This window comes from Martelella mediterranea (assembly GCF_021021415.1).
In the GTDB taxonomy this organism is placed as follows: Bacteria; Pseudomonadota; Alphaproteobacteria; order Rhizobiales; family Rhizobiaceae; genus Martelella; species Martelella mediterranea_C.
Genome location: NZ_JAINWJ010000054.1, coordinates 1 through 23445, shown reverse-complemented (window position 1 = coordinate 23445; position 23445 = coordinate 1). Strand labels below are relative to the sequence as shown.

Here is a 23445-nt window from a genome sequence, read left to right as displayed (position 1 = left end):
GAGGAACCACTGAGTTGGGAGGGAACCAAATGAAGCTACTCATTTCCATTGCTGCCGTTGCCAGCATTATGGCAAGCGATGCGCTTGCCGACACCTACAAGTGGGTTACCTACAAGCCGCAAGGCGCCGGCGACGCCCAGGCGATCACAACGCAATGGTTTGCCGACCAGTTCGCCGAACGCACAGGCGGCAAACATGAAATCGAGATATTCTGGGGCGGCTCCGTCGCCAAGACGCGCGAAATTCCCGAAACGCTGGCCGCAGGGGTCGGTGACTTCGGTGACGTGGTGACGCCTTATTTCCCGGACCTCCTGCCACTCAACAACGCCATTGGTTTCTACATTCCGCAGCCGATGGATTCTCTGGGCGTCGGCGAGGCGATGGAGGAGTGGCATGCACGGTATCCGCAGTTCAGCGAGGAGCTTGCCGAGCAGAATCTGCACGCCGTCGGCTTCCGGCCGTTGGAAAGCTATGGTCTTCTCTGCACGAAGCCGGTTCGCTCGCTGGACGATATGAAAGGGTTGCGCATCCGCTCTTACGGTTTCGCCTATCCTGCGCTGATCGAGGCGATGGGCGCCATTCCGGTGTCGATTTCGACCGCCGACGCATACGAAGCGCTTCAGCGCTCGGTGATTGATTGCACGCCAATCGGCCCGGCACTGGCGCGGGGATGGAAATATGACGAAGTTGCCAAATACTACATCGAAGCGCCGTTCGGCGCCTCCTTCGGCCATATCATCGCAATGAACCTTGATAGCTACAACGCGATGGACGATGAGACCCGCGCTGTGATCGATCAACTGGGACATGACTACCTTCTGGAATACAGCCGCGAGCTCGACGAGGATGCCACGCGTGTTCGTGAACTCTGGAAGGGCGATCTCGGCGTGGAGGTCATGGAGTTTCCGGCAGGAGAGCTCGAAGCTTTGGTTGCCGATGAAAGAGTTCAGGCTGTCCGGGAAGAATGGATCGAAAAGGCCGAGGCCCGGGACGTGCCGGTCGATGACATCGTCGAGAAACTGACATTCTGAAAACCGAATGTTGGCGCGGGCACTTCCCGCGCCAAAGTCTCAGGAGAGATCCGATGCAATTCATAACGAGCGTACGCGCCGGCTTCGGACGCGTGCTGAACCTATGCGGCCTTATTGCCGGCGCTGCACTGATGGCCGTCATGTTGCTGGTCGTGGCAAATGTGCTGTTGCGCTATCTCTTCAACATGCCGGTCGGGGGCACCTTGGAACTGACGGAAGGGGCGCTTCCGTTCATTATTTTCCTGTCCCTTGCGATGACGCAATACGAAGGCGGGCACATCAAGGTTGTCCTGCTGACCCGCAAACTGCCGGAACGCTTGCAGCGAGCTCTTCTCGTTCTGGCGATGCTGGCCGGCGCAGCACTGTTTGCCTGGGCAACCTATGCCGGCTGGAAATTAACGGCGAAATCAATTGCCATAGGTGAAATCGAGCGCGGCTCGATCCGCTATCCATTGTGGCCGGTAAAAGGCGTGATTGCCTTTGGCATGGCGCTTCTGACCGTACAATTTTTGATCGATGCGGCTGCGGCCGCGCTCGGCGGCGCGCTTCCCGATACAGACCCGGAGGAAATCGAATGAGCAATATAGCTATTGGGCTTCTGGGAACCCTGTGCCTCTTTGCCGGCATTCTGCTCGGAATTAACGTTATGGTGGTGTTGGGGCTTGTGGGCGCACTGGGTCTTGCGGCACTGGTGGGGTTCAACGCATCGACCGCGATCCTGTCCACGGTGTTCTTCGACACCACGCATTCCTTTCACTTCTCCGTCATTCCGCTATTCCTTCTGATGGGCTTTTTCGCCATGCGGGCAGGCTTGGGCGAAGACCTTTTCGAAGCCGCTTCAAAATGGCTGGGCGGCCTGCGAGGCGGTCTCGCCATCTCGACCACGCTCGGTGCAGCGGCTTTCGGGGCGGCCTCCGGTTCGTCAGTGGGTACCGCAACAGTATTCACCAAGCTCGCGCTGCCGCAAATGCTCAACCGCGGCTACGACAAAAGACTGGCCTCCGCATCCATCGCCATCGCCGGCACTCTGGCGGTGATGATTCCGCCTTCGGCGCTGGTCGTGGTTTACGGCATCCTGACCGACAGTTCGATCGGCGCGCTTCTAATCGCCGGCTTCATCCCCGGCATCCTCTTCGCCCTGATCCTGTGCCTGTCGATCTGGCTTCAGGTGCGAATGAACCCGGAACTGGCGCCGATGGACACCCAGACCTACTCGCTTCGCGAAAAGGTTCTGGCGCTGCGCATGGCAGGCCCGCTTGTGCTGATTATCGTGGCGATCGTGTCGGGACTGTATCTGGGGATATTCACGCCAACCGAAGCAGGTGGCGTCGGAGCCATGCTGACGCTTGTTCTGGCGCTGATCAGGCATCGCGGTTTCAAGGGCATCGCCCTGAAAGAGACGCTGATGGAAACGATGCGCACCACGGCCATGATCTTTGCCATTCTGATGTGTGCGCTGGTGTTCTCGAAGTTCCTCGCCCTTTCCGGCGTCACCAACGTCGTCGGCGGCTTCCTGACCGGGCTTGAAGTCAATCGCTGGATCATCGTGGCGTTCGTCGCTGTCATCTACCTTGCTCTGGGCATGTTGATGGATGCGCCCGCGCTGCTGGCAATCACGCTGCCGATCACGCACCCGGTGATGATGAACCTTGGTTTTGATCCCGTCTGGTTCGGCATCTTCGTCGTGCTGCTGGTGGAAATCGGCGCGGTCACGCCTCCGGTCGGCATCAACTGCTTTGTGGTGCAGTCCGCCTCCGAAGGCCGGGTGCAGCTTGAAGAAGTGTTCCGCGGCCTCCTGCCTTTTGTCATTGCCGGTCTGGCGATGCTGGTCTTGCTGTGTATCTTCCCGCAGATCGCCCTGTTCTTGCCGGAGCGGATGCAATGAACGCAATCGCGTCATATTGGGGGAGACCAGCGGATAAGATCGTGCTCCGCAGCACCAAAACCTCGCCATTCGGACGCAAGGTGCGCATGGCGTTGATCGCTCTCGGACTGGAGGAGCGGGTGCATCTGCAATCCGCCGACACAATGGACGAGGATGACAGTCTGCGGCAACAGAACCCTTTGGGAAAGCTACCCTGCCTGATGATCGGAGGCGAGGCGTTCTACGACAGCCACGTCATCCTCGAAATGCTCGATGCGGTGGCCGGGGGCGGTCGCCTGTTACCCCGGGCCGGGCTGGAGCGGTTCCGGGCGCTGACCCGGGCGCGGCTGGCGGACGGGATCACCGACGCCGCACTGCTGGTCAGTTACGAAAACCGGTTCCGCGAGCCCGGTCAGACCTCCGAGCGTTGGCTGGCGCATCAGCGCGGCAAGATCACACGCGCCCTCGCCGCCTTTGAACCGGACCTTCCGGATCCCCGTCGCGCGGAGCTGGTGCAAATCACCCTTGCGGCGGCGTTGGGCTATCTGGACTGGCGTCAGCCGCTGGAATGGCGCGCCGATCATCCCGCGCTGGAAAACTGGCTTGACACCTTCGGGCGCAGCCACTGCTTTTGGAGCGAAACCGAAAGGACAAGAGAATGAGCCGATGGCCCGAACAACGCCTGCCTGCCCCCGATCCCAGCACTTACAATGAGCGCCAGCAGGAAATACACGACGCCATCGCCAGCGGGCCCCGCGGGGGCGTCCGCGGTCCTCTGGCCGTTTGGCTTCACCGCCCCGAACTGGCCGCAAAGGCACAGGATCTCGGCCGTTACTGCCGCTACGATACGGTTCTTGACCCCAAACTCTCCGAGCTCGCCATTCTGGTGACGGGCCGGGTGTTCGGATCGGAATATGAATGGCAGATCCACAAGGGCCACGCGCTCAAGGCTGGTCTGTCGGCGGAGATTATCGAGGAAATCCGGCTAAACCGCCGGCCGGACTTCAACGATGCGATGGAAGCGGTGGTCTACGACGTGTCGCGTGCGGCGCATGAGACGCGCAACATCGATGATGCGCTTTATGCCCGCGCCATCGATACTCTGGGAGAGCAGGCACTCGTCGATCTCGTTGGAATGCTCGGCTACTACACCCTGATATCGCTGACCATCAATATCTTCAGAGTGCCGCCGATGGGAGACAACCCGACGCCGGAGTTGTCCGATGAATGAACGACCGGTGACCTGGAAACGCGATCCGCAAACGACGCAGGCGCACCTGCCGGGCGGCGCGGCAGATTGCCATTGCCACGTATTCGGTCCCCGAGACCGGTTTCCGTACTCGAAGACCAATAGCTACAAACCCGCCGACGCCCCCAAGGAGGCGCTTTTCGCGCTGCACGACCAGATGGGGATCGACCGCTGCGTGATCGTTCAGTCGGCGGTGCATGGGCATGACAACGCGGCCGTCATCGATGCCATGCAGGCCCGTCCGGGACGCTATCTGGGCATTGCCCTCACGCCGCCCGACGCAGGCGATGCAATGCTGGACACCTTGGCGAGCCAAGGCTTTCGCGGCGTGCGTTTCAACTACATGGCGCATCTCGCGCCCGGCGCCGGGCCGGAGGAGTTGCGCGCGCTCGCCCCGCGTCTCGCCGAGCGGGAGATGCATTTGCAGGTGCATATGGCGCCAGACCTGATCGAAACGCTATCGCCGCTGCTGATCGAACTGCCGGTAACGGTCGTGGTCGACCACATCGGCCGGATTGACGCCTCTCTGGGCCTCGCGCAGCCCGCGTTTCAGGCACTGCTGCGTTTGCTCGACCACAAGAACCTGTGGTGCAAGGTGTCAGGCTGCGAGCGCGCATCGCGCCAGGAGCCGCCCTACGCCGATGCGGTGCCCTTCGCCCGCGCCGTGGTGGAGCGGTTTGGCGACCGGGTGGTGTGGGGGACGGATTGGCCGCACCCGAACTACCGCACCGTTCCGCCGGATGACGGCGATCTGTTCGACCTTCTGCCGCAGATCGCACCGAACGCGGCAGCGTTGCAGGCGCTGCTGGTCGACAATCCCACAAGACTTTATCGTTTCGAGGAGAACTGAGATGGCTGGACGGCTGGAAGGAAAAATCGCAATCGTGACCGGGGCTGGCTGCGTCGGTCCTGGCTGGGGGAACGGCCGCGCCACCTGCGTGCGTTTTGCCGAGGAAGGCGCCAGGATCTTTGCTGTCGACCTGCGCAGTGACACCATGGAGGAGACGCTGGAACGGGTTCGCGCCGCCGGAGGAGAGATCGAGCCCTATCTCTGCGACGTGACGGACCGCGCTTCGGTCGAGGCGATGGTTGCCGCCTGTATCGACAGGTTCGGCACGATCGACCTGCTCGTAAACAATGTCGGCGGATCGGCCAAAGGCGGCCCGACCGACCTGGACGAGGCCGGCTGGGACCGGCAGATGGATTTCAATCTCAAGAGCGTCTACCTGACCTGCCGCGCGGTGCTGCCGCACATGGCCGAAAAGGGCGCCGGAGCCATCGTCAACACCTCCTCCACCTCTGGCACCCGCTTCACCGGCTCGCCGCAGATCGCTTATGCCTCGGCCAAGGCGGCGATCATCCACTTCTCCAAGGTGACGGCGGTGGAGTTCGCGCCCAAGGGCGTGCGGGTCAACACGGTGGTGCCGGGACAACTCCACACGCCGATGGTCGAGTCGCGGCTTGCCGGTCAGCGCATGGGCGGCGATGTGGAAGCGCTGCTGCAATCACGCGTCAGGCGTATTCCGCTGGGATGGATGGGAGACGGCCGCGACACCGCCAATGCCGCGCTGTTCCTCTGCTCCGACGAGGCGAGGTTCGTCACCGGAACCGAGATCGTGGTTGATGGCGGCATGAGCGCGCGCTGCGACTGATGCATTGATGAGCAAAGCGCCGGCATAGGCCGACATTCTGTCCGGCGTGCGGGGAAGAGGCTTGCCCTGAAGTCGATATGCGCGAGGCGTTCATCCGCGTTTAGTGCCCATCAGCTGCCGCAGCAAAGCGTTAGGCTGACCGGAGGTTATGCAATCACCACATCCGGTCACTTTTCTGACCATCCTTTTGGCTTGATAAAGGCATCGCGGGTGATCGTGCACCTGCGTGTGCTATTCGAGAAGGAGCCTACCCCGTGACATCCGGACTCACGCCTGAAGAGATGGAGCTTGCGCAAGCCGTCCGCCGTTTTGCCGATGGCGAACTCGCGGCAGGTGCGCTCGAGCGCGCTCATTCCAGTGACTACCCCTGGGACGTCGCGCGGAAGCTCGCCGAAATGGGGATGCTGGGGATCACCTTCCCGGAAGAAAACGGTGGCGTTGGCGGAACCCTTATGGATGCGGTCATAACCATCCAGGAACTGGCGATGGTCTGCCCGAAAAGCGCGGATGTTGTTCAGGCCGGCAATTTCGGTCCGATCCGGACCTTCGCCGAATTCGCAACTCCCGCGCAGAAGGAGCGGTGGATGCCCGATCTGCTGGCCGGGAAAAAACTGATCTCGCTCGGCATGAGCGAGCCCGACGCCGGATCCGCCGTCACCGAGCTCAAGACGTCGGCGCGCGAGGACGGGGACGGCTATATCATCAATGGCTCGAAAGTCTTCTCGACCCACAGCCCCCATGCGGATCTGTTCCTGATCTATGTCCGTTTCGGTCCGGGCACCAATGGCATTGGATCGGTGCTCGTCGAGCGCGGCACGCCGGGCTTTACCATCGGTCAGCCGGCACCCTTCATGAGCGGAGAAGAATGGTGCCCGCTCTATTTCGAAGACTGCCGGATTCCGGCGGAAAACCTGCTGCTCGGACCGGGCGGTTTCAAAAAGCAGATCTCGGGTTTCAATGTCGAACGGATCGGCAATGCCTCGCGCGCGCTGGCGCTGGGCCGCCACGCCTATGAGGTGGCGCGCCGACATGTGACTGAGCGTAGCCAGTTCGGCCGCCCGCTCTGTGAATTCCAGGGGTTGCAGTGGAAGTTCGCCGATATGGTCGTCAAGCTGGAAAGCGCCCAGATGTTGCTCTATCGCGCGGCGCGCGATGGCGATGCCAACGGTCTGCCCTCGGCTTTCAATACCGCGGTTGCGAAGCTCGCCTGCAACGAGGCCGGGTTCGACGTGGCTAACGAAGCGCTTCAGACGATGGGAGCCTATGGTTACTCGACCGAAAGCCTGGTGGAGTATTGCGTCAAGCGGACCCGGGGCTGGCAGATTGCAGGCGGCTCTTTGGAAATGCTCAAGAACCGCATCGCCGAACATGTCTTCGAGCGCCGTTTCAGCCAAAGGCCGTCCTGATGACGGCGAAAGGATGGCAAAAGGCACTGCTGCGCCCCGACACGATCGCGCTTGTCGGGGTGTCCGATGATCCCCTCAAGACCTCCGGCCGCCCGCTGAAATTTCTGCGGGCGGCCGGATATGCCGGAAAGGTCTATTCGATCAACCCCAACCGCGACACCGTGCAGGGCGAGGCGGCCTATCGCTCGCTTTCCGATCTGCCGGAAGTCCCGGAACACGCTTTCATCCTCACCGGCGCACAATTCGCGCTTGATGCGCTGGAGGAGTGCGAACGGCTCGGCGTGCCGGTGGCAACCGTTCTGGCCACCGGCTTTGCCGAGGCAGGCGCTGCGGGGGCGGAGAATCTCGCCCGACTTTCGGCTCTGACCGGTCGGGGCAAATTGCGGGTTCTGGGTCCATCCTCCATCGGCCTGGCGAACCTGCATCATGGCATGACGCTGACCGCGAACGCCGCCTTTGCCGAGTCCGATCTGCCGAAGGGCGGACTGTTTGTCGCCTCGCACAGCGGCAGCCTTATCGGGGCGCTGATGTCGCGGGGCAAGCGCAAGGGGCTGGGTTTTGCCGGGCTGGTCTCCGTCGGCGGCGAGGGCGATCTAGCCATCGGCGATGTCTGCATGGCCGCGCTCGACGATCCCGATGTAACCGGCTTTCTGTTGTTTCTCGAACATATGGGACATGCCGACCGGCTGGAGCGCTTCGCCAAGGAGGCGGCACGGCGCGGCAAACCGGTCGCTGTCTTCAAGCTTGGCCGTTCCGACGAGGCGGCAGAGCTTGCGCAGTCGCACACCGGTTCGCTGGCCGGCGCCGACGAGGTGGCGGATGTGTTTCTCCGCGCCTGCGGCATGGCCCGCGTCGATTCCTTCGAGGGCCTGCTTGAGGCGGCGCCGCTTCTGGCCCGTGTGCCGGCGGCTTCAGCGCCCCGGCGCGGGCACGTCGGGGTGATCACCACCACCGGCGGCGGCGCGGCGATGGCCGTCGACCAGCTTGCCGGACGGGGCGTCGAGATCGTTCCGGCCAGCGAGGAAACCCGCGCGCGGCTGCGCGCGGCGGGGATCGATCCCGGCAATAACCGCATCCTCGATCTGACGCTTGCCGGCACCCGCTATGATATAATGCGTTCGGCGATCGAAATCCTGCGTTCGGCGCCGGAGTTCGACCTTGTTCTGGTCAGCGTCGGGTCTTCGGCCCGCTTCAACCCGGACCTTGCCGTGCAACCGGCGATCGATCTGATCGACGCGCCCGGCCATCCCTTCGCGGTCTTCCTGGTGCCCGATGCGCCGGATGCCAGCCGCAGGCTTGCGGGCGCGGGCGTGCCGGCCTTCGAGGACCCGGAAACCTGTGCCGATGCCGTGGCCGCGGCACTTCACCGCCAGACGCCGTCATTGCCGGAGCGCGGCGCAAAGACACCGCGCGGCGAAGGACGCACCCTCGACGAGGCCGAGGCCTATGGCCGCCTGGCGGGATTGCCGGTGGCCGACTGGGTGGCCCTGGACGCAGACGTGCCGGTTCCCGCCCTGCCCTTTCCCTATCCGGTGGTGGCAAAAGTTCTGGACGCGGAAATCCCGCATAAGAGCGATGCCGGCGGCGTTGTCGTCGGCATCGATGGCGCCGCCGCCCTGGCCAAGGCGGTGGCGTCGATCCGCGCCAATGTAGAGGCACATCTGCCCGGCCACAGGGTTGCGCGGATTCTCGTCCAGCAGATGCGCGCGGGCGTTGGCGAGGTGCTGGTCGGCATGCGCCGCGACCCGGAAGTCGGTCCCGTGGTCGTTCTTGCAGCAGGCGGGATCTTTACCGAGATCTATCGTGATGCGGTGATGCGGCTGGCGCCGATCGATATCGCCGGGGCGAAGGAAATGATCGCCGGGCTGAAGGCGACGCAGATCCTCGATGGCGCGCGTGGCCGTCAGAAAGGCGATCTCGACGCACTGGCCGAAGCGATCGTTGCAGTCTCGCGGCTTGCTTTGGCGGGCGACGTCATCGAAGCCGAGGTTAACCCGCTAATGGTTCTGCCCAAAGGACAGGGCGTCGCGGCGGTGGATGCGCTAATGCGCGTGGAGGCGGAATGACGGGACAGGTTCATCTGCAACGCGACGGCGATATCGCCGTCGTGATCATCGACAACCCGCCGGTCAACGCCGGTTCCCACGACATCCGCAAGGGGCTTCTTGCTGCAATCGACGAGGTCGAGAGGGATGAGCGACTGGCGGGCGGCGTCCTGGTCGGCGCGGGCCGGAGCTTCATCTCCGGCTCGGATATCCGTGAATTCGACCTGCCGCTCGCGCCGCCGCAAATGCCGCAGGTCATCGCGGCCATCGAAAGCGCGTCGAAACCCTATGTCGCCGCGTTGCACGGCGCGGCCCTCGGCGGCGGATACGAGCTGGCGCTGGGATGCGACGCACGCATCGCGGCGCCCGGAACCATGGTCGGCCTGCCCGAGACCGCGCTGGGGATCATTCCCGGCGCCGGCGGCACGCAAAAACTGCCGCGCCTTGTGGGCCAGGCAGAGGCGATCCGTCTGATCGCCGGGGCTGTGCGCGTCGAGGCCCGCGAAGCGCTGGCCCTCGGTATGGTCGACGCGATCGCAGAGGGCGATCTGCGCGAAGAGGCGGTCAAAATGGCACGCGGCCTTGCCGGAACCAAAAGGCGGGTGATCGACCGCCCTGTGCCCGAGCGCGGCGATGCCGAAGCGGCCGCCCAGCGCGCAAGCCGCCGCGCGCGTCCGCATGTGCTGGAGGCGATCCGCCATATCAGGAAGGCAGGCGCGGTATCGGCGGAGGACGGTCTTGCCGCTGAACGGCAGACATTTCAGGAACTCCGGGTGGCACCTGAGGCGAAGGCCCTGCGCCATATCTTTTTCGCCGAGCGCGAAGCGCTGCGCGGCAAGCCCGACCGCAAGGCCAAGCCGCTTTCGGTGACGCGTTTCGGCGTCATCGGCAGCGGCACGATGGGCGCCGGGATCGCCACCGCAATCCTGCAGGCCGGCAAGCCGGTCGTGCTGATCGACACCAATGTCGAGGCACTGGCCCGCGGCATCGAACGCATCGAACAGGCCCTCGACGGCGCGGTCGCGCGCGGTCGCATGAGCGCGGACGAGGCCCGGGAGGCCAAAGCGCGGCTGACGCCGCAAACCGAGCTTGCCGCACTGGCCGCATGCGAGCTGGTGATAGAGGCGGTCTTCGAAGACCAGGAGGTAAAGCGCGCGCTGTTCCGGTCGCTGGATGCGGTGCTGCCCGCCAACACGATCATAGCCACCAATACATCTTATCTGGATATCGACCGGATGGCGGCGGAAACGGCTCATCCCGAAAATGTCATCGGCCTGCACTTCTTCAGCCCCGCCCATATCATGAAACTGCTCGAAATCGTGCGTGCTGAAAAAAGCAGCGACGTCGCGATGGCAACCGGGCTGGCGGTGGCAAGAATGCTTGGCAAACAGCCGGTCGAGGCGGCCAACGCCTTCGGCTTCATCGGCAACCGGATCTATGCGGCCTATCGCGCCTCCTGCGAATTCATGCTGGAGGATGGAGCGCTCCCGCATGAGGTGGACGCGGCGCTCGAAGCCTTTGGCTTTTCCATGGGACCGTTTGCCGTGGCCGACCTGTCCGGGCTGGACATCGCCTGGAACATGCGCAGACAGAAAGCGGCGGACCGAAATCCGGCCGATCGCTATGTGCACATCCCCGACCGGCTCTGCGAAGCCGGGCGTTTCGGGCGCAAGACCGGAGAAGGCTACTATCGTTACGGCGACAGCGGCAAGCGCGAGCGCGACCCCAAGGTCGAAGCGCTGATCCTCGCCGCATCCGCGGAAAAGGGGATTTCCCGCAAAGACCTGTCCGCCCCCGAAATTCAGTTGCGCGCGCTTTCTGCCATCGTCAATGAAGCGGCGCTGGTGGTCGAGGAAGGGGTCACGCTGCGCCCCGGCGACGTCGATGTGGTTCTGGTCAATGGCTACGGTTTTCCGCGCTGGATCGGCGGGCCGGTCCACTGGGCGCGTCAACAAAATCCGGAAACGCTGCGGGCCGCCTGCGCCCGCTTTGCGGATATCTCCGGTCCGTCTCGTAAACTCGGAGATCTGCGCCTGCTCGGTGTGGATCGGGAAGGAAAAGAATGAACACTTTCAACAGCCCGCTCGATGCTCTCTGGGCCCCCGAAAGCGTCGCGATCGTCGGCGCCTCGGCAGATCCGAAGAAGACCGGCGGCCGCCCGGTCGCCTACCTGCTGAAACACGGGTTCGAGGGCGATATCTGGCCGATCAACCCCCGCGCGGACGAAGTCGCCGGGCTGCCGTGCTTTGCCAGCGTGGCCGATTTGCCAGGCGCGCCGGATGTCGCCATCGTCTTGCTGGGCGTCGACCGCGCCGAAGCGGCGGTCCGCGACCTGGCCGCGAAGGGTTGCAAGCTCGCCATCGTACTCGCCAGCGGTTACAGCGAAGCCGGCGAGGAAGGCCGAAACCGCCAGCAGGCGCTGCGCGCGGCCGCGGGCGATATGCGGCTGCTCGGCCCCAACACGATCGGCGCGATGGATCTTTCGCGCGGCATCGTATTGTCGGCGAGCGGAGCGCTGGAAGGCGACGATATCCACAAGGGCGGCATTTCGGTCGCTTCGCAGAGCGGCGGCATTCTGGGCGCGCTGCTGTCGCGCGGCGCGGCGCGCGGCATCGGCTTCTGCAAGCTGGCCTCGACCGGCAACGAGGCGGACCTCGATATTTCCGACCTGATCGAAGCCTACGCCCATGACGATGCAACCACCGTGATCGCCGCCTATATCGAAGGCATCCGTTCGGTCGAGAAGTTCCGCCGCGCCGCAATCGCCGCGCGCGCGGCCGGCAAGCCGCTCGTGGTCTACAAGGTCGGCCGGTCGGAGTCCGGCGCACGTGCCGCCGTCTCGCATACCGGCGCCATGGCGGGCGAGGACAGGACCTATGACGCGCTGTTCCACCAGGTGGGCGCGATCCGGGCCGAGACCTTCAGCGATCTTCTGGATCTGCCCGCAATGCTGGCGAGCGGCCGCAAGATGGCTGGCGAGCGGGTGGCGATCCTGACCTCCACCGGCGGGGCAGGCAGCCTGGTTGCCGATAATTGCGGTCTGCTGGGACTGGACGTGCCCGAGATCGATGCGGCCACAGCCAAGACACTGGCGGATCTGCTGGGCCAGGACGCGCCGATGACCTCCAACCCCGTGGATCTGACGCTTGCGGGTGTCGAGCCGGCGATCATGACCGCCGCAACGCAGGCATTGCTAGCCTCTGACGGGATCGACGGCGTGGTGGTGGTGGTCGGGTCTTCGGCGCTCGCCCGTCCCGACGTCGCCGTCGGCGCGATCCGCGCCGGGGCACGGGCCAGCGAAAAGCCGCTGATCGCCTATGTCAGCCCGCACGCGCCGCATATCGTCGAGCTGCTGAACCGTGAGGGCGTGCCGGCATTCGCCGCGCCCGAGACCTGTGCGACGGTGCTCAAGGCGGCGCTGCCGCAGCCCGAAGCTGGCGCTCCGCTCAAGGCGAAGCCCGCAACGGCGCTGCCCGAGGCGCTGCCCGGCGGCGCGCTGAACGAGGCCGAGGCGCGGGACCTGTTCGACGCATTCGGCCTGACCGGCGCCAAGAGCTTTGTGGTGCAGACCGCCGAAGAGGCCCTCAAGGCAGCAACGAAGCTCGGCGGCCCCGTCGTGCTCAAGGTGCTGTCGCGTGAGATCGCGCATAAATCCGACGTCGGCGGCGTGCGCGTCGGTCTAGCGCCCGAGGCCGTCGGACCGGCGCTGACCGAGATGGCCGGGACGCTTGCCAAGCAAGGGCTGCCCGAGCCCGAGGGCTATCTCGTCCAGGACATGGTGCGGGGCGGTATCGAGATGATCCTGGGTCTGCGCCGCGATCCCCAGCTTGGGCCGCTCATCCTTCTGGGCGCAGGCGGCGTGCAGGCCGAACTGTCGGGCGACAGCACACTGCGCCTTCTGCCGTTGCGCGAAGGCGATGCGCGCGGAATGATCGAGGATCTGAAGGTCAAGCGCCTGCTCGACGGCTATCGCGGAGCGCCCGCCTACGACACTGATGCGTTGATTGCTGCAATCGAGGCGCTGGCCCGGATGGGCGACGCTCTGGGCGAACGCCTCGAAGAAGCGGAGATCAATCCGCTGTTCGTTCTGCAGAATGGACAAGGCGTTGCGGCGGCCGATGGTCTCGTGGTGTTGAAGGACTGAATATCCGATGCGCCCGATCCGTCGGGCGCATCCCTGGCCACCGGGCAGTCGGCTTCAGCTTTTGCTGTGCGAGACGCGCCAGACGCCCTGGGCGGATAGGACCGGGTTATCTGCAACAGAGGCAATGGCGGACATAAAGACCATCCGCGAGGACATTTTGGTGACACATGGCGTCATTTCAACAAAATCGCCGATCTTTACGGGGGCGAGAAACTGGTGATTCAGACTGATCGTGGCGCCGCGCACGGCACCCGCCGACAGTCTCGCCGTTTGTCCGAGGCCCCTGTCCATGAATGTCATGAGCATTCCGCCATGCACCCACCCGTTGCGGTTTGCGTGAATCGGCAGAGCGACGAACGCGAACTGTGGCTGGCCGTCAAGCGTACGGTGCCAGAGACCGCCAACGTGGCCGATAAAACCGTCGTCCGGTTCCAGGCTCCATCCTGCTTTTACGAGATCATGTTCCATACGAAAACTCTTAAACGCCGAGCCCGGACACGCAAGCTATCCATCCAATACTTAGCCTAACCAAATGTAAGGCTCGCCCCAGCTTTAGCCTATTGCTTAACTCTTTGGAAGGCTGAACACTCCGTCAAACTGACGCGCTGGACCACAGGGAGGGGTAAAGTGCTTGATCGAGACTACAGAGACATTTTTACAGGTTTGGCGTTGGCGCTGATCGGAGGGTTCGCTGCCCTTTATGCGGCACAGCACTATTCTCTGGGAACAGTCAGCAGGATGGGGCCGGCCATGGTGCCGGTGTCCCTGGGCGTTATTCTCGCGGGGTTTGGTCTCTCCATCGCCATTCCGGGATTCCTCAAAAAAGGCGACGCTATCGTTCTGCCTTTCCGTCCCTTTCTGGTGATATCAGGCAGCATCCTGACTTTTGCATTCACGATCGAGACGCTGGGGCTCGTCCCCGCTGTATTCCTGACGGTCGTGATCGCAACTTTCGCTGAAAAGCGCGTCCCGCTGGTGCGCGCCCTTCTTCTCGGAGCGTCAATGGCTTTCTTGACCTGGGCGATCTTTGTCCTCGGCCTCGGTCTGCCCATCCATTCCTTTGATTGGCCCTTCTGATGGAACTGCTCGCAAATTTCGCCCTCGGGCTAGAAACGGCGATCACGCCGGCAAACCTGATGTACTGTTTTGCCGGCGTGTTCCTTGGAACCTTTGTCGGGGTGATTCCCGGCGTTGGGCCGCTCGCCGCGATCTCGATGCTGTTCCCGATCACGTTCTATCTCGATCCGACGGCCGCGTTGATCATGCTAGCGGGGATTTATTACGGCACGACCTATGGCGGCTCGACGGCCTCTATCCTGCTGAATATTCCCGGCGCCACGTCTTCCGCAGTCACCTGTCTTGACGGCTATCCCATGGCACAGCAGGGTCGCGCTGGCGTCGCTCTGTTCATGACGACCATTGCATCCTTCGTGGGCGGGTCGATCGGCATCATCATCCTCAGCCTGTTCTCGCCCCTGATTGCGGAGTATGCGCTTACCTTTGGTCCGGCAGAATACTTCTCGCTCATGGTGCTCGGCCTTGTTGCCGCATCCACGATCGCAAACGCCTCGCCGTCGAAGGGGCTCGCAATGGTGGTGTTCGGCATGCTGATCGCCACTGTCGGCACCGACAGCCAAAGCGGCGTCGGCCGCTTCACCTTCGGGTCCATGAGCCTTCTTGAAGGCTTCGGGATCAGCGCGATGGCCATGGGCCTCTTCGGGGTCGGCGAGATCCTGTCTTCCATCGGCGCCACGCGGAGCGCCAAGATCGACAAATCCAGCGCCAAACTGCTGAACATGCTTCCCACCAGGGAAGACTGGCGTCGCTCCTGGATGCCGGGCCTGCGCGGCTCGTCGATCGGATCGTTCTTCGGCGCGCTTCCGGGGACTGGACCCTCGATCGCGGCCTTCATGGCGTATGCCGTCGAAAAGCACATGTCCAAGCATCCGGAAAAATTCGGGACCGGGGTGATCGAGGGCGTCGTCGCCCCCGAAACCGCAAACAACGCGGCCGACCAGACCGCCTTCATTCCGACGCTGACGCTTGGCATTCCCGGAAGCGCCACAATGGCGCTCATGCTCGGGGCGTTGATGATCCACGGCATTCAGCCGGGGCCCACGCTGATCGTCGAACAACCGTCCCTGTTCTGGGGCCTGGTCATGAGCTTCTGGATCGGAAACCTGTTGCTGCTGGTCCTGAACCTCCCTCTTATCGGCATCTGGGTGCGGCTGCTGTTGATCCCGTATCACTACCTCTACCCCGCAATCATCGTGTTCCTGTGCATTGGCTCCTACAGCGTGCGTTCGAACCCCGCCGATGTCTTCATGGTTCTCGGCTTCGGGATAATCGGCTTTGCAATGCGCATCGCGAGACTGCCTGCAGCCCCTCTATTGCTCGGTTTCGTGCTTGGCCCGCTGGTCGAGATGCAGTTCCGCCGCGCCATGGTGCTGGCCCGTGGCGATGTGATCTCTCTGGTTGAACGGCCAATCTCAGGCACAGTTCTGGGCATCTCGCTTGCCCTTCTGGTCTGGACCCTGATCAGCGCGGTGCGCAAGCGCAAGCGCGATCGGATGTACAAGACCGAACAAACCTCGGTCGGAGGCTAGTTTTGAAATTGCCATAGGACCAACAGCCGGCCCCGTGGCGGGTCGCCAGGCGATCCGGAAAATACGCAGTTGCAGGAATCGAAACAGTTCAATCAAGGAGGAGAATATAATGAAAACGTTTCTAGGAGCAGTGATCGCACTGACGCTCGGCGCGACCGTCGCCAGCGCACAGGAAGATTTCCCGAGCGGGCCCGTGACGATTATCGTCCCCTATGGCACCGGCGGATCCACTGATACGACCGCGCGCCCGCTGGCCATCGAGCTGGAGAAGATCTGGGGACAGCCGGTAGTGGTCGTGAACAAGCCCGGCGCCGGTTCGATGATCGGCACGACCGAAATGACGCAGGCCGCCCCCGATGGCCAAACCCTGCTGATCAATACCGCGGCCATCTCCACGGCCCCGGCTCTTCAAAAGGACCTCCAATACGATCCCGAGACGGATGTCACGCCGATTTCCCTGTTGATCACCAGTCCCTATGTCTTGGTGGGGGGAGCCAAGGTCGAATCCGACGATTTCGCCGGTCTTCTGAAGGAAGCGGAAGAACGTCCTCTGTTCATGTCAACCGCCGGTCCCGGCAGTTCCAGCCATTTCATGTCCGAACTGGTGATCGATGCGGCCGACCTTCCCGCAGATGTCGTCCATTTCAATGGCGGCGGGGAAGCGGCAACCAATCTGATGGGCGGACATGCGGACACTTACATCTCGACCACCGCGAGCGTGATGCCCTATGTCAATGACGGGCGTCTCAAGGCCCTGGCGGTGCTAGCGCCGGAACGCTTCGAACTGTTGCCCGATGTTCCATCGAGCGGTGAGGCCGGCGTCTCCGGTGTCGACATCAATGGCTGGGTTGCAATGTTCGGTCCCGCTGGCATGGATCCGGCTCTGGTGGAAAAGATCAATGCTGATCTGGCGAAGGCAATGGCCTCGGACACCATGAAAGAGCAGCTCGAACAGAACTTCGCAGTCGCGGGCAAGCTGAAGCCTGACGAGTTCAAGGACGTCTACCTGCGTGATCTGAAGACCTGGAAGAATCTGGCCGAAAAGCGCGGCATCGGTCAGTAAAGCGATCTTCCAACCTGGTTCGCAGCCGGCCTCGCCAGGGGCCGGCTGTTTTCGTTCCGGCAGTCAGAAGACAGGACGTTCGCTCAACCAGGCGTCGAGATTGTCCACGGTCTCCGCATAGAACCGCTCGAAAGTTTCGCGCACGGAATATCCCAGGTGGGGGGTGAGCAGTGCATTCGGTTCCTTGCGGATCGGGTGGGACGCAGCCAGAGGTTCGCCATCGTACACATCGATGCCCGCGCCCCGAATGCGGCGGGTCTGCAGGGCTTCGAGCAACGCCTCGCCATCCACCAGAGGCCCGCGGGCGGTGTTGATCAGGATCGCCTCGGGTCGCATGCGCCCCAGATCTCCGGCGCCGACGATTCCCCTGGTCGTCGGGCCGAGGACGAGATGCAGCGATACGATGTCGGCCGAGCGGAACAGCGTCTCCTTGTCGACATAGTCGGCGCCCCCTTCCCGCGCCCTTTCCGCTGTCAGGTTTGGGCTCCAGGCAATCACGTTCATGCCGAAGGCTTTCGCCACCAGCGCCATGCGTGTCCCCAGCTTGCCGAGGCCCACAAGCCCGAGGGTCTTGCCGTAAAGCGCATTGCCGAGGCGCGATTGCCAGGCGCCTTCACGCATCGCGCCTGCCTCCTCGGGTATATGGCGCATCAATCCGATGATCAGCCCCCAGGCCAGTTCGACAGTCGCGTAGATGCCATCGCCGCTGCCCGATGTTGACATGACGGCGATGCCGAGTTCGGCTGCCGCGTCGACGTCGAGCGTGCGCGTCCGACGGCCTGTCCTGGCTATTGCCTTTAAGTTCGGCAGGGCGCGCAGCAGTTCGGCTGGCAGATCGGTGCGCTCGCGCATCAGACAAATGGCGTCGAAGTCCGCCAGCTCTTCGGCGACGCGCTCCGGCGGGATTGCGTGGCGGAAAAAAGTTAGTTCGGCACGGTCTTCCAGACGCGACCAATCGGCCAGATCCCGCGCCACGCCCATATAGTCGTCCAGAATAGCAACGCGTGCCATCCGTCCGGCGGGCAGCTGTCTCAGAGGTGTCATGAGGTTTTATCTCCAAGGTCGTTCCGTTGATCGTAGCGCAGCAATCCCTTCACGATCCATGGGATGCTGGGCATGAAGATGAAAATGCGCACGATGTGAAAGGTGGTAATCAGCACCACGTTTTCCTCCAGGAACTTCGCCGTCAGTGCCATTTCCACGGCGCCGCCGGGCGCCGCGCCCAGAACCACCGCTTTCCAGTCCAAGCCGGAGATGGCAGCGATGGCGATCGCGCAAAGCGAACAGAGCAACAGCAGAAGCATCGATGAGGCGATGGCCATCACCGACATGCCAAGCGCCGTGGTCAGAACCTCCCGTCGGAACTGCGCGCCAAGCCAGCTGCCCAGCACGATCTGTGCCGCCGCGATCATCAGCAACGGGTACGGCGTCAACGCGATCCCCGCCACGGAAAGGACGGCGGCAAAGGTCATCGGCCCCAGGAAATTCGGATTCGGCACGCCAAGGCGGCGAAAAATCATGGCGCCTGCGATACCAAGGACCACCAGAAGCACGATATCCGCTTGGAAGCCAAATTCGAAGGTCACCGGAGGACGACTCGCATCCGGCCAGCCCTCGATGGCGTAAAGGGCGAAGGGCACCACCAGAACGACGGCCGCAAGTCTGACGGTTTGCGAAAAAATCACCGGCACCGGATTGAGCCCGGCGGCGGCAGCCATGGTCGCCGCTTCCACCGGACTGGTCGGGGCGGAAGACAGAAAACTTTGCGCCACGCTCTGCCGTGTGAGCCGCGCGAATAAAAACGCGACGGCCATAATGCACATTCCGCTTGCGAGCGCCGTGCCAATAATCACCGGCGCAAGTTCCAGCAGCATGCCAAGCGCGGCGGGCGAAAACGCCAGTCCGACCTGAGTTGCAACCACGACCTGTCCTCCCGGACGCAGACGATCGGGCACACTCATTGACGGCGCAAGGACCATGAAAACCAACGAGGTCAGCACCAAAGGCCCGATCATCCACGGCAGAGGGGCGCCGATGCGTTGGAACCCCCAGCCCGCGAGCGCGGACGCAAGAAGAAGCAGAACGACCTTGAAAAAGCGTAGCGGGCCGGAGTCAGAATGGCGCGCGACCGGAGCAGGCGCGTGAGGGTTTTGAGGCATGAGCACAACTTTATTCTGGCCAGAGATCCGCCGCAGACTTGACCCCTTATCACGCTGAAGCTTAACCTAACTAAAACGGGCAATAACTGCCCGTTAGTACGCCATGGTTAACCTTAGCTTATGCAACGCCGCCGTATTAGCCTTCCCTTGAACCCGCTGCGCTCTTTCGCGGTCGCCTCGCGTCACAAGACCTTCACCGCCGCAGCCAGGGAACTGGGCGTGAGTCAGGTGGCGATCAGCCGCCAGATTTCGATTCTCGAGGACTACTTGAATGTCAGCCTGTTTGAACGTGGTGTTCGATCGGCAAAACTGACCGAAGCCGGACGTGCTTTTGGTCTTGAAATTGCGGCGCTCTTCGATGACCTGGAGCGCGCGACCCAGCGCATGATCAGCCACGAGACGGAAGGCACCGTCAACCTGCGCGTCCATCCAACCGTTGCCCACCATTGGCTCATGCCAAAGCTTATGGATTTCAGACATCGGCATACCGATATCCGCATTCGTTTTGACACGACGGTCGAACCTCTGGACTTTCGCGGCACCCATCTTGATGTTGCGCTTCAACTTGGCAAGGGCGATTGGCGGGATACGCGCAGCCGCAAGCTCTGGGATGAAGAGGTCGATGTCGTCTGCAGCCAGTCCTATCTCGATTCGATCGGAGGACTGCACGCGCCCGAGGAGGTGAGCAAGGGTGAACTTCTGCATTCACGCTACCGCCGGCGCGCATGGGAGTTTTGGGCAAACGCTGTCGAGGTCGATCTGGACGTCAACTCCGGAACGGATTTCGAAACATCGCTCCTGACCTACTCCGCCGCTCAGCAAGGCTTTGGTCTTGCCATCGGCCAGCTCGGCCTGCTTGACGATGTGATTGCCGCAGGTCGGTTGGTCCGGCCTCTGGAGATGCGGATACCCACCGGCGCGGCGTTTTACGTGATCTGGCCAACCACCGCGTCGGTCAGCCTGAAAACCAGGCGCTTTATCGACTGGTTGCTCGATCAGGTGGGCCAGCCGCGCGAATTCTTCAAATCAGGCGCACCCGGCCGCGACTGAAACGGTCAGACCCGCGATTTGCCGATCCTAACATCTAGTCAGGTCCGCCCCAGAGTTCTCACTGCTAGACTGACCTGAACTTCGGGAAGGATCTGGTCCATCATGAGTGGAAGACTGAGCGGCAAAATTGCGATCATAACCGGCGCCGGGCAGCAGCCCGGGTCGACCCCCGGAAACGGCCGCGCAACAGCGATCCGGTTCGCCCAGGAGGGTGCAAGCTGCGTTCTGGTGGATATCAACCGGGATTTCGCCGAGGAAACCCGTGAGATGATCGGTGAGGACAAGGCACTGGTCCTTGCCGCGGACGTGACCGAAGAGGCAGCGTGCCGGAACATCGTACGCGAGACCCTGGACACGTTCGGCCGCATCGACATCCTGCACAACAATGTCGGCATGTCGAAAGGCGATCGCGCGACGACGGATCTCGACGCCGATATCTGGGATCGCATCATGACGCTTAACCTGAAGAGCATGTTCATGCTCTGCAAGGCGGCCGTGCCCTCGATGCGCGCGCGCAAATCCGGCTCCATCATCAACATTTCGTCGACGTCGTCGCTGTCGATGCGGCCGACGGTTGCCTACAAGACCTCGAAAGGCGCGATCAATACCTTCACCCAGCACATCGCCGCGGAGAACGCGCGCTTTGGCGTGCGGGCGAATGTTATCGTGCCGGGCCTGATCGACACGCCCATGGCCATCGAGCGCCGGGCCGCCGAAACCGGGCGGACGCGCGAGGACATTCGCGCCGAGCGCGATGCCATGGTGCCGATGGGACACATGGGCGAAGCCTTTGATGTCGCGAACGCGGCCGTTTTCCTGGCCTCGGACGAAGCCAAATACATCACTGGCGTGCTGCTTCCCGTCGATGGCGGCCTGTTGCTGAAAAGGGGGTAGACGCATGTCCGGCAATCCATTGACGATCCTGGCGCAGGCCGCCGAAACGTGGCAGACGCGCCCGCTGACCGACGCGGTCGAACACGACACACGCCGTGCGGTTCTGGACTGGTTCGCGGCCCTGCTGCCCGGTTGCGCCGAAGGCCCCGCCCTGGCGTTGTCGCGCGCGCTCGCCACCGAGCGAGGCGCCGGCGAAGCGGCGTCCTATGTGGAGGGGCAGCGGGTTTGCGCTCGCCATGCGGCGATCATGAACGGCACCGCCAGCCATACGGTCGAGTTCGATGATATCTTCCGCGACGGGGGCTATCATCCGGGCAGTCCGACAATCGCCGCCGCGCTGGCCGTGGCACAGGCGGAAGGCGCCAGCGCCGAGGCTTTTCACCGCGCGGTCATCGGCGGCTACGAAGTCGGTTGCCGGATTGCAATGGCGCTGCAGCCCAGCCACTACCGCAATTGGCACATCACCGCGACCGTCGGCACCATGGGGGCCGCCGTTTCGACCGCAATGCTCAAGGGCTGCAATGCCGAACAGATCGCCCATGCCATCGCGATTTCCAGCAGCTTCGCAGGTGGCCATCAGGAAAATCTTCAGGGTCAAGGTCAGACCAAGCCCATGCATTGCGGCCATGCCGCCGACGCGGGCGTGCTTGCCGGGCTTGCCGCCGCAGAAGGTGTGACCGGTTCTCCGGGCAGTCTCGACGCGGCGCATGGCTATGCCGCCGCCACAAGCGACGGCACCGGGAACTGGGAAGCAGGTCTCGCCGGACTGGGCGACTGGACCCCGATCTCGCACATGACCTTCAAGAATCACGGCTGCTGCGGACACATCTTCCCGACCCTCGACGGCATCCGGGCGATGCAGGTCAAACAGCCGTTCGGCCCCGAAGATGTCGAGCGGATCGAGGTGAGCGGCTACGGCCCAACCGTTTCGATCTGCGACCGGATGGACGTCAACACCGCTCGGGATGCCCGGTTCAGCGTGCAGTACTGCACCGCTGCCCTTCTGCATCTGGGTGGCGTGCGTCTGGCGGCCTTTACGCCGGAAGCGCTGAACCGCGCGGATCTGCGCGCCTTCATGTCCAGGGTCTCGGTCACCGAGGATGCGGAAATCGCCGCGGCCTATCCGGTCAAGCGTCAGGCGCGGCTGAAGATCATCCTGAAATCGGGGCAGGCGCTGGAGCACTTCCAGCCGACGCGCAAGGGCGACCCGGACGATCCGCTGACCGATGCCGAACTGATCGAGAAATATGACGAGCTGGCGCGGGAGGTTCTGCCGCCCGAAACCGCCGACGACCTGCGCAAGATCATCATGACCTCCGACGACCTGCCCGGGCTTCTCGCCGTGACGCCTGTGCGGCGTTCCATCGCATAAACGAACAATTCAAGGACCAATGTCACCATGAATGATCACAGCACACCCGCCCTTTCGTCGGCGGAATTCATCGAGGTGGAAATCCGCGACGCCGTGGCGATCATCCGGCTCAATCGCCCCGACGTGCGTAACGCGATCAACGATCAGATGAGGGCCGAGATGATCGCCGCATTCGAATGGGCCGACCGCTCGTCAGAGATCCGGGCGGTCATCCTGACGGGAGCCGGCAAGGGCTTCTGTTCGGGCGGCGACATTGGCGGCATGCGCGAGCGCCTGAACGCGCCACAGGGCGACGTCGCCTTCAACGGCTGGACGCGTCAGAAGCAGACGCACCGGAGCGTCGCCGTCATTCATGGCTGCACCAAGCCGGTGATTGCGGCGGTGAACGGCGCGGCCGTCGGTCTTGGCCTCGACATGGCAATGGCCTGCGACTTCATCGTCGCCGTCGAGGGCGCCAAAATGTCGATGAGCTTCCTCAAGCGCGGGCTGGTGTCCGACGGCGGCGGTATGTATTTCCTGCCGCGCCGCGTTGGCCTTGTCCGCGCCAAGGAGCTGATCCTGTCCGGCCGTATCGTACTGGCCGAAGAAGGCCTTTCGATCGGCCTGGTCGACCGTGTCACCTCCGCTGACGACCTGCTCGACAGCGCGTGCGCCTGGGCCAGGGAACTGACCCAGGGGTCCCCGGCGGCGATCGCCTTGACCAAGTCGATCCTGGACAAGACCTTCGAAAGCTCGGACGACGAGGTCTTCTCGCTCGGCCGCCAGGCCCAGGCGATGTGTTACACCACCAAGGAGCACCGCGCCTCGATTGAGGCCTTCCTGGACAAGACAAGCACCTGATCAGGACGAGTTTTCTTTTGAACTCGTCCAACAGAGGTGGCTCGGTTTGTCTGAACAGTTTGGGGCGTTT

The 23445-nt window shown here is 63.1% G+C and carries 21 protein-coding genes; 18 read left to right on the top strand and 3 right to left on the bottom strand.

Annotation, left to right across the window (positions count from 1 at the left end; genetic code table 11):
- The first annotated feature begins 29 nt into the window (after positions 1-29).
- The 11 genes from K7H91_RS22440 to K7H91_RS22390 all read left to right on the top strand — a co-directional run bounded on the left by K7H91_RS22440 (position 30) and on the right by K7H91_RS22390 (position 13391).
- The gene (locus K7H91_RS22440; RefSeq protein WP_230722426.1) at positions 30-1031 is read left to right on the top strand and encodes a C4-dicarboxylate TRAP transporter substrate-binding protein; all 1002 of its coding nucleotides are present in this window, start codon (positions 30-32) and stop codon (positions 1029-1031) included.
- Between the two features lie 131 nt (positions 1032-1162).
- Positions 1163-1609, top strand: a complete 447-nt coding sequence (locus tag K7H91_RS22435) for a TRAP transporter small permease subunit (protein ID WP_230722425.1) — start codon at positions 1163-1165, stop codon at positions 1607-1609.
- The gene (locus K7H91_RS22430; RefSeq protein WP_018067264.1) at positions 1606-2916 is read left to right on the top strand and encodes a TRAP transporter large permease; all 1311 of its coding nucleotides are present in this window, start codon (positions 1606-1608) and stop codon (positions 2914-2916) included. Before K7H91_RS22435 ends, K7H91_RS22430 begins: the two co-directional genes overlap by 4 nt.
- Before the next feature lie 41 nt (positions 2917-2957).
- On the top strand, positions 2958-3557 hold the full coding sequence (locus K7H91_RS22425; protein ID WP_330166036.1) for a glutathione S-transferase family protein: 600 nt from the start codon (positions 2958-2960) through the stop codon (positions 3555-3557).
- Positions 3554-4126: a carboxymuconolactone decarboxylase family protein gene (locus K7H91_RS22420; protein WP_230722424.1), complete on the top strand. Its 573-nt coding sequence runs from the start codon at positions 3554-3556 to the stop codon at positions 4124-4126. Before K7H91_RS22425 ends, K7H91_RS22420 begins: the two co-directional genes overlap by 4 nt.
- Positions 4119-4994: an amidohydrolase family protein gene (locus K7H91_RS22415; RefSeq protein ID WP_230722423.1), complete on the top strand. Its 876-nt coding sequence runs from the start codon at positions 4119-4121 to the stop codon at positions 4992-4994. The genes K7H91_RS22420 and K7H91_RS22415 overlap by 8 nt, the downstream gene beginning before the upstream one ends.
- Before the next feature lies 1 nt (position 4995).
- Complete coding sequence (locus K7H91_RS22410; RefSeq protein ID WP_018067268.1) at positions 4996-5796, top strand: SDR family NAD(P)-dependent oxidoreductase; 801 nt, start codon at positions 4996-4998, stop codon at positions 5794-5796.
- Positions 5797-6050: 254 nt separating this feature from the next.
- Positions 6051-7202, top strand: coding sequence for an acyl-CoA dehydrogenase family protein (locus K7H91_RS22405; RefSeq protein WP_230722422.1), 1152 nt, complete (start codon positions 6051-6053; stop codon positions 7200-7202).
- Positions 7202-9268: an acetate--CoA ligase family protein gene (locus tag K7H91_RS22400; protein ID WP_230722421.1), complete on the top strand. Its 2067-nt coding sequence runs from the start codon at positions 7202-7204 to the stop codon at positions 9266-9268. Before K7H91_RS22405 ends, K7H91_RS22400 begins: the two co-directional genes overlap by 1 nt.
- Entirely contained in the window at positions 9265-11313 is a 2049-nt protein-coding gene (locus K7H91_RS22395; protein WP_230722420.1) for a 3-hydroxyacyl-CoA dehydrogenase NAD-binding domain-containing protein, read from the top strand. The genes K7H91_RS22400 and K7H91_RS22395 overlap by 4 nt, the downstream gene beginning before the upstream one ends.
- Positions 11310-13391: an acetate--CoA ligase family protein gene (locus K7H91_RS22390; protein ID WP_230722419.1), complete on the top strand. Its 2082-nt coding sequence runs from the start codon at positions 11310-11312 to the stop codon at positions 13389-13391. Before K7H91_RS22395 ends, K7H91_RS22390 begins: the two co-directional genes overlap by 4 nt.
- Positions 13392-13445: 54 nt before the next feature.
- Here K7H91_RS22390 and K7H91_RS22385 read toward each other — a convergent pair whose 3' ends face one another.
- Positions 13446-13859, bottom strand: coding sequence for a PaaI family thioesterase (locus K7H91_RS22385; RefSeq protein WP_230722418.1), 414 nt, complete (start codon positions 13857-13859; stop codon positions 13446-13448).
- A gap of 159 nt (positions 13860-14018) precedes the next feature.
- On the opposite strand from K7H91_RS22385, the gene K7H91_RS22380 reads away from it, so the two are divergent.
- The 3 genes from K7H91_RS22380 to K7H91_RS22370 are packed head-to-tail and all read left to right on the top strand — an operon-like array spanning position 14019 to position 17060.
- On the top strand, positions 14019-14468 hold the full coding sequence (locus K7H91_RS22380) for a tripartite tricarboxylate transporter TctB family protein (protein WP_230722417.1): 450 nt from the start codon (positions 14019-14021) through the stop codon (positions 14466-14468).
- Positions 14468-15997 carry a tripartite tricarboxylate transporter permease gene (locus K7H91_RS22375; protein WP_230722416.1) on the top strand — a complete coding sequence of 510 codons (1530 nt, stop codon included), beginning with the start codon at positions 14468-14470 and terminating at the stop codon, positions 15995-15997. Before K7H91_RS22380 ends, K7H91_RS22375 begins: the two co-directional genes overlap by 1 nt.
- A 34-nt stretch (positions 15998-16031) precedes the next feature.
- Complete coding sequence (locus tag K7H91_RS22370; RefSeq protein WP_230722415.1) at positions 16032-17060, top strand: Bug family tripartite tricarboxylate transporter substrate binding protein; 1029 nt, start codon at positions 16032-16034, stop codon at positions 17058-17060.
- A gap of 63 nt (positions 17061-17123) precedes the next feature.
- Here K7H91_RS22370 and K7H91_RS22365 read toward each other — a convergent pair whose 3' ends face one another.
- Positions 17124-18104, bottom strand: a complete 981-nt coding sequence (locus tag K7H91_RS22365; RefSeq protein ID WP_419197515.1) for a D-2-hydroxyacid dehydrogenase family protein — start codon at positions 18102-18104, stop codon at positions 17124-17126.
- The gene (locus tag K7H91_RS22360) at positions 18101-19219 is read right to left on the bottom strand and encodes an AbrB family transcriptional regulator (protein ID WP_230722414.1); all 1119 of its coding nucleotides are present in this window, start codon (positions 19217-19219) and stop codon (positions 18101-18103) included. Before K7H91_RS22360 ends, K7H91_RS22365 begins: the two co-directional genes overlap by 4 nt.
- 120 nt (positions 19220-19339) lie before the next feature.
- On the opposite strand from K7H91_RS22360, the gene K7H91_RS22355 reads away from it, so the two are divergent.
- The 4 genes from K7H91_RS22355 to K7H91_RS22340 all read left to right on the top strand — a co-directional run bounded on the left by K7H91_RS22355 (position 19340) and on the right by K7H91_RS22340 (position 23375).
- Positions 19340-20269, top strand: a complete 930-nt coding sequence (locus K7H91_RS22355) for a LysR substrate-binding domain-containing protein (protein WP_230722413.1) — start codon at positions 19340-19342, stop codon at positions 20267-20269.
- A 102-nt stretch (positions 20270-20371) separates the two neighbouring features.
- Positions 20372-21163, top strand: coding sequence for an SDR family NAD(P)-dependent oxidoreductase (locus tag K7H91_RS22350; protein ID WP_230722412.1), 792 nt, complete (start codon positions 20372-20374; stop codon positions 21161-21163).
- 4 nt (positions 21164-21167) lie between these two features.
- Complete coding sequence (locus K7H91_RS22345; RefSeq protein ID WP_230722411.1) at positions 21168-22535, top strand: MmgE/PrpD family protein; 1368 nt, start codon at positions 21168-21170, stop codon at positions 22533-22535.
- A 27-nt stretch (positions 22536-22562) separates the two neighbouring features.
- Complete coding sequence (locus K7H91_RS22340) at positions 22563-23375, top strand: enoyl-CoA hydratase/isomerase family protein (protein ID WP_230722410.1); 813 nt, start codon at positions 22563-22565, stop codon at positions 23373-23375.
- Positions 23376-23445 lie beyond the last annotated feature (70 nt).

Bases quoted from the DNA above. Each gene is read 5' to 3' on its own strand.
- K7H91_RS22420 (WP_230722424.1), top strand. From the start codon at position 3,554: ATGAGCCGATGGCCCGAACAACGCCTGCCTGCCCCCGATCCCAGCACT.
- K7H91_RS22400 (WP_230722421.1), top strand. From the start codon at position 7,202: ATGACGGCGAAAGGATGGCAAAAGGCACTGCTGCGCCCCGACACGATC.
- K7H91_RS22375 (WP_230722416.1), top strand. From the start codon at position 14,468: ATGGAACTGCTCGCAAATTTCGCCCTCGGGCTAGAAACGGCGATCACG.
- K7H91_RS22345 (WP_230722411.1), top strand. From the start codon at position 21,168: ATGTCCGGCAATCCATTGACGATCCTGGCGCAGGCCGCCGAAACGTGG.
- K7H91_RS22390 (WP_230722419.1), top strand. From the start codon at position 11,310: ATGAACACTTTCAACAGCCCGCTCGATGCTCTCTGGGCCCCCGAAAGC.
- K7H91_RS22350 (WP_230722412.1), top strand. From the start codon at position 20,372: ATGAGTGGAAGACTGAGCGGCAAAATTGCGATCATAACCGGCGCCGGG.
- K7H91_RS22385 (WP_230722418.1), bottom strand. From the start codon at position 13,859: ATGGAACATGATCTCGTAAAAGCAGGATGGAGCCTGGAACCGGACGAC.
- K7H91_RS22435 (WP_230722425.1), top strand. From the start codon at position 1,163: ATGGCCGTCATGTTGCTGGTCGTGGCAAATGTGCTGTTGCGCTATCTC.
- K7H91_RS22395 (WP_230722420.1), top strand. From the start codon at position 9,265: ATGACGGGACAGGTTCATCTGCAACGCGACGGCGATATCGCCGTCGTG.
- K7H91_RS22360 (WP_230722414.1), bottom strand. From the start codon at position 19,219: ATGCCTCAAAACCCTCACGCGCCTGCTCCGGTCGCGCGCCATTCTGAC.
- K7H91_RS22430 (WP_018067264.1), top strand. From the start codon at position 1,606: ATGAGCAATATAGCTATTGGGCTTCTGGGAACCCTGTGCCTCTTTGCC.
- K7H91_RS22415 (WP_230722423.1), top strand. From the start codon at position 4,119: ATGAATGAACGACCGGTGACCTGGAAACGCGATCCGCAAACGACGCAG.
- K7H91_RS22355 (WP_230722413.1), top strand. From the start codon at position 19,340: ATGCAACGCCGCCGTATTAGCCTTCCCTTGAACCCGCTGCGCTCTTTC.
- K7H91_RS22340 (WP_230722410.1), top strand. From the start codon at position 22,563: ATGAATGATCACAGCACACCCGCCCTTTCGTCGGCGGAATTCATCGAG.
- K7H91_RS22365 (WP_419197515.1), bottom strand. From the start codon at position 18,104: ATGACACCTCTGAGACAGCTGCCCGCCGGACGGATGGCACGCGTTGCT.
- K7H91_RS22440 (WP_230722426.1), top strand. From the start codon at position 30: ATGAAGCTACTCATTTCCATTGCTGCCGTTGCCAGCATTATGGCAAGC.
- K7H91_RS22410 (WP_018067268.1), top strand. From the start codon at position 4,996: ATGGCTGGACGGCTGGAAGGAAAAATCGCAATCGTGACCGGGGCTGGC.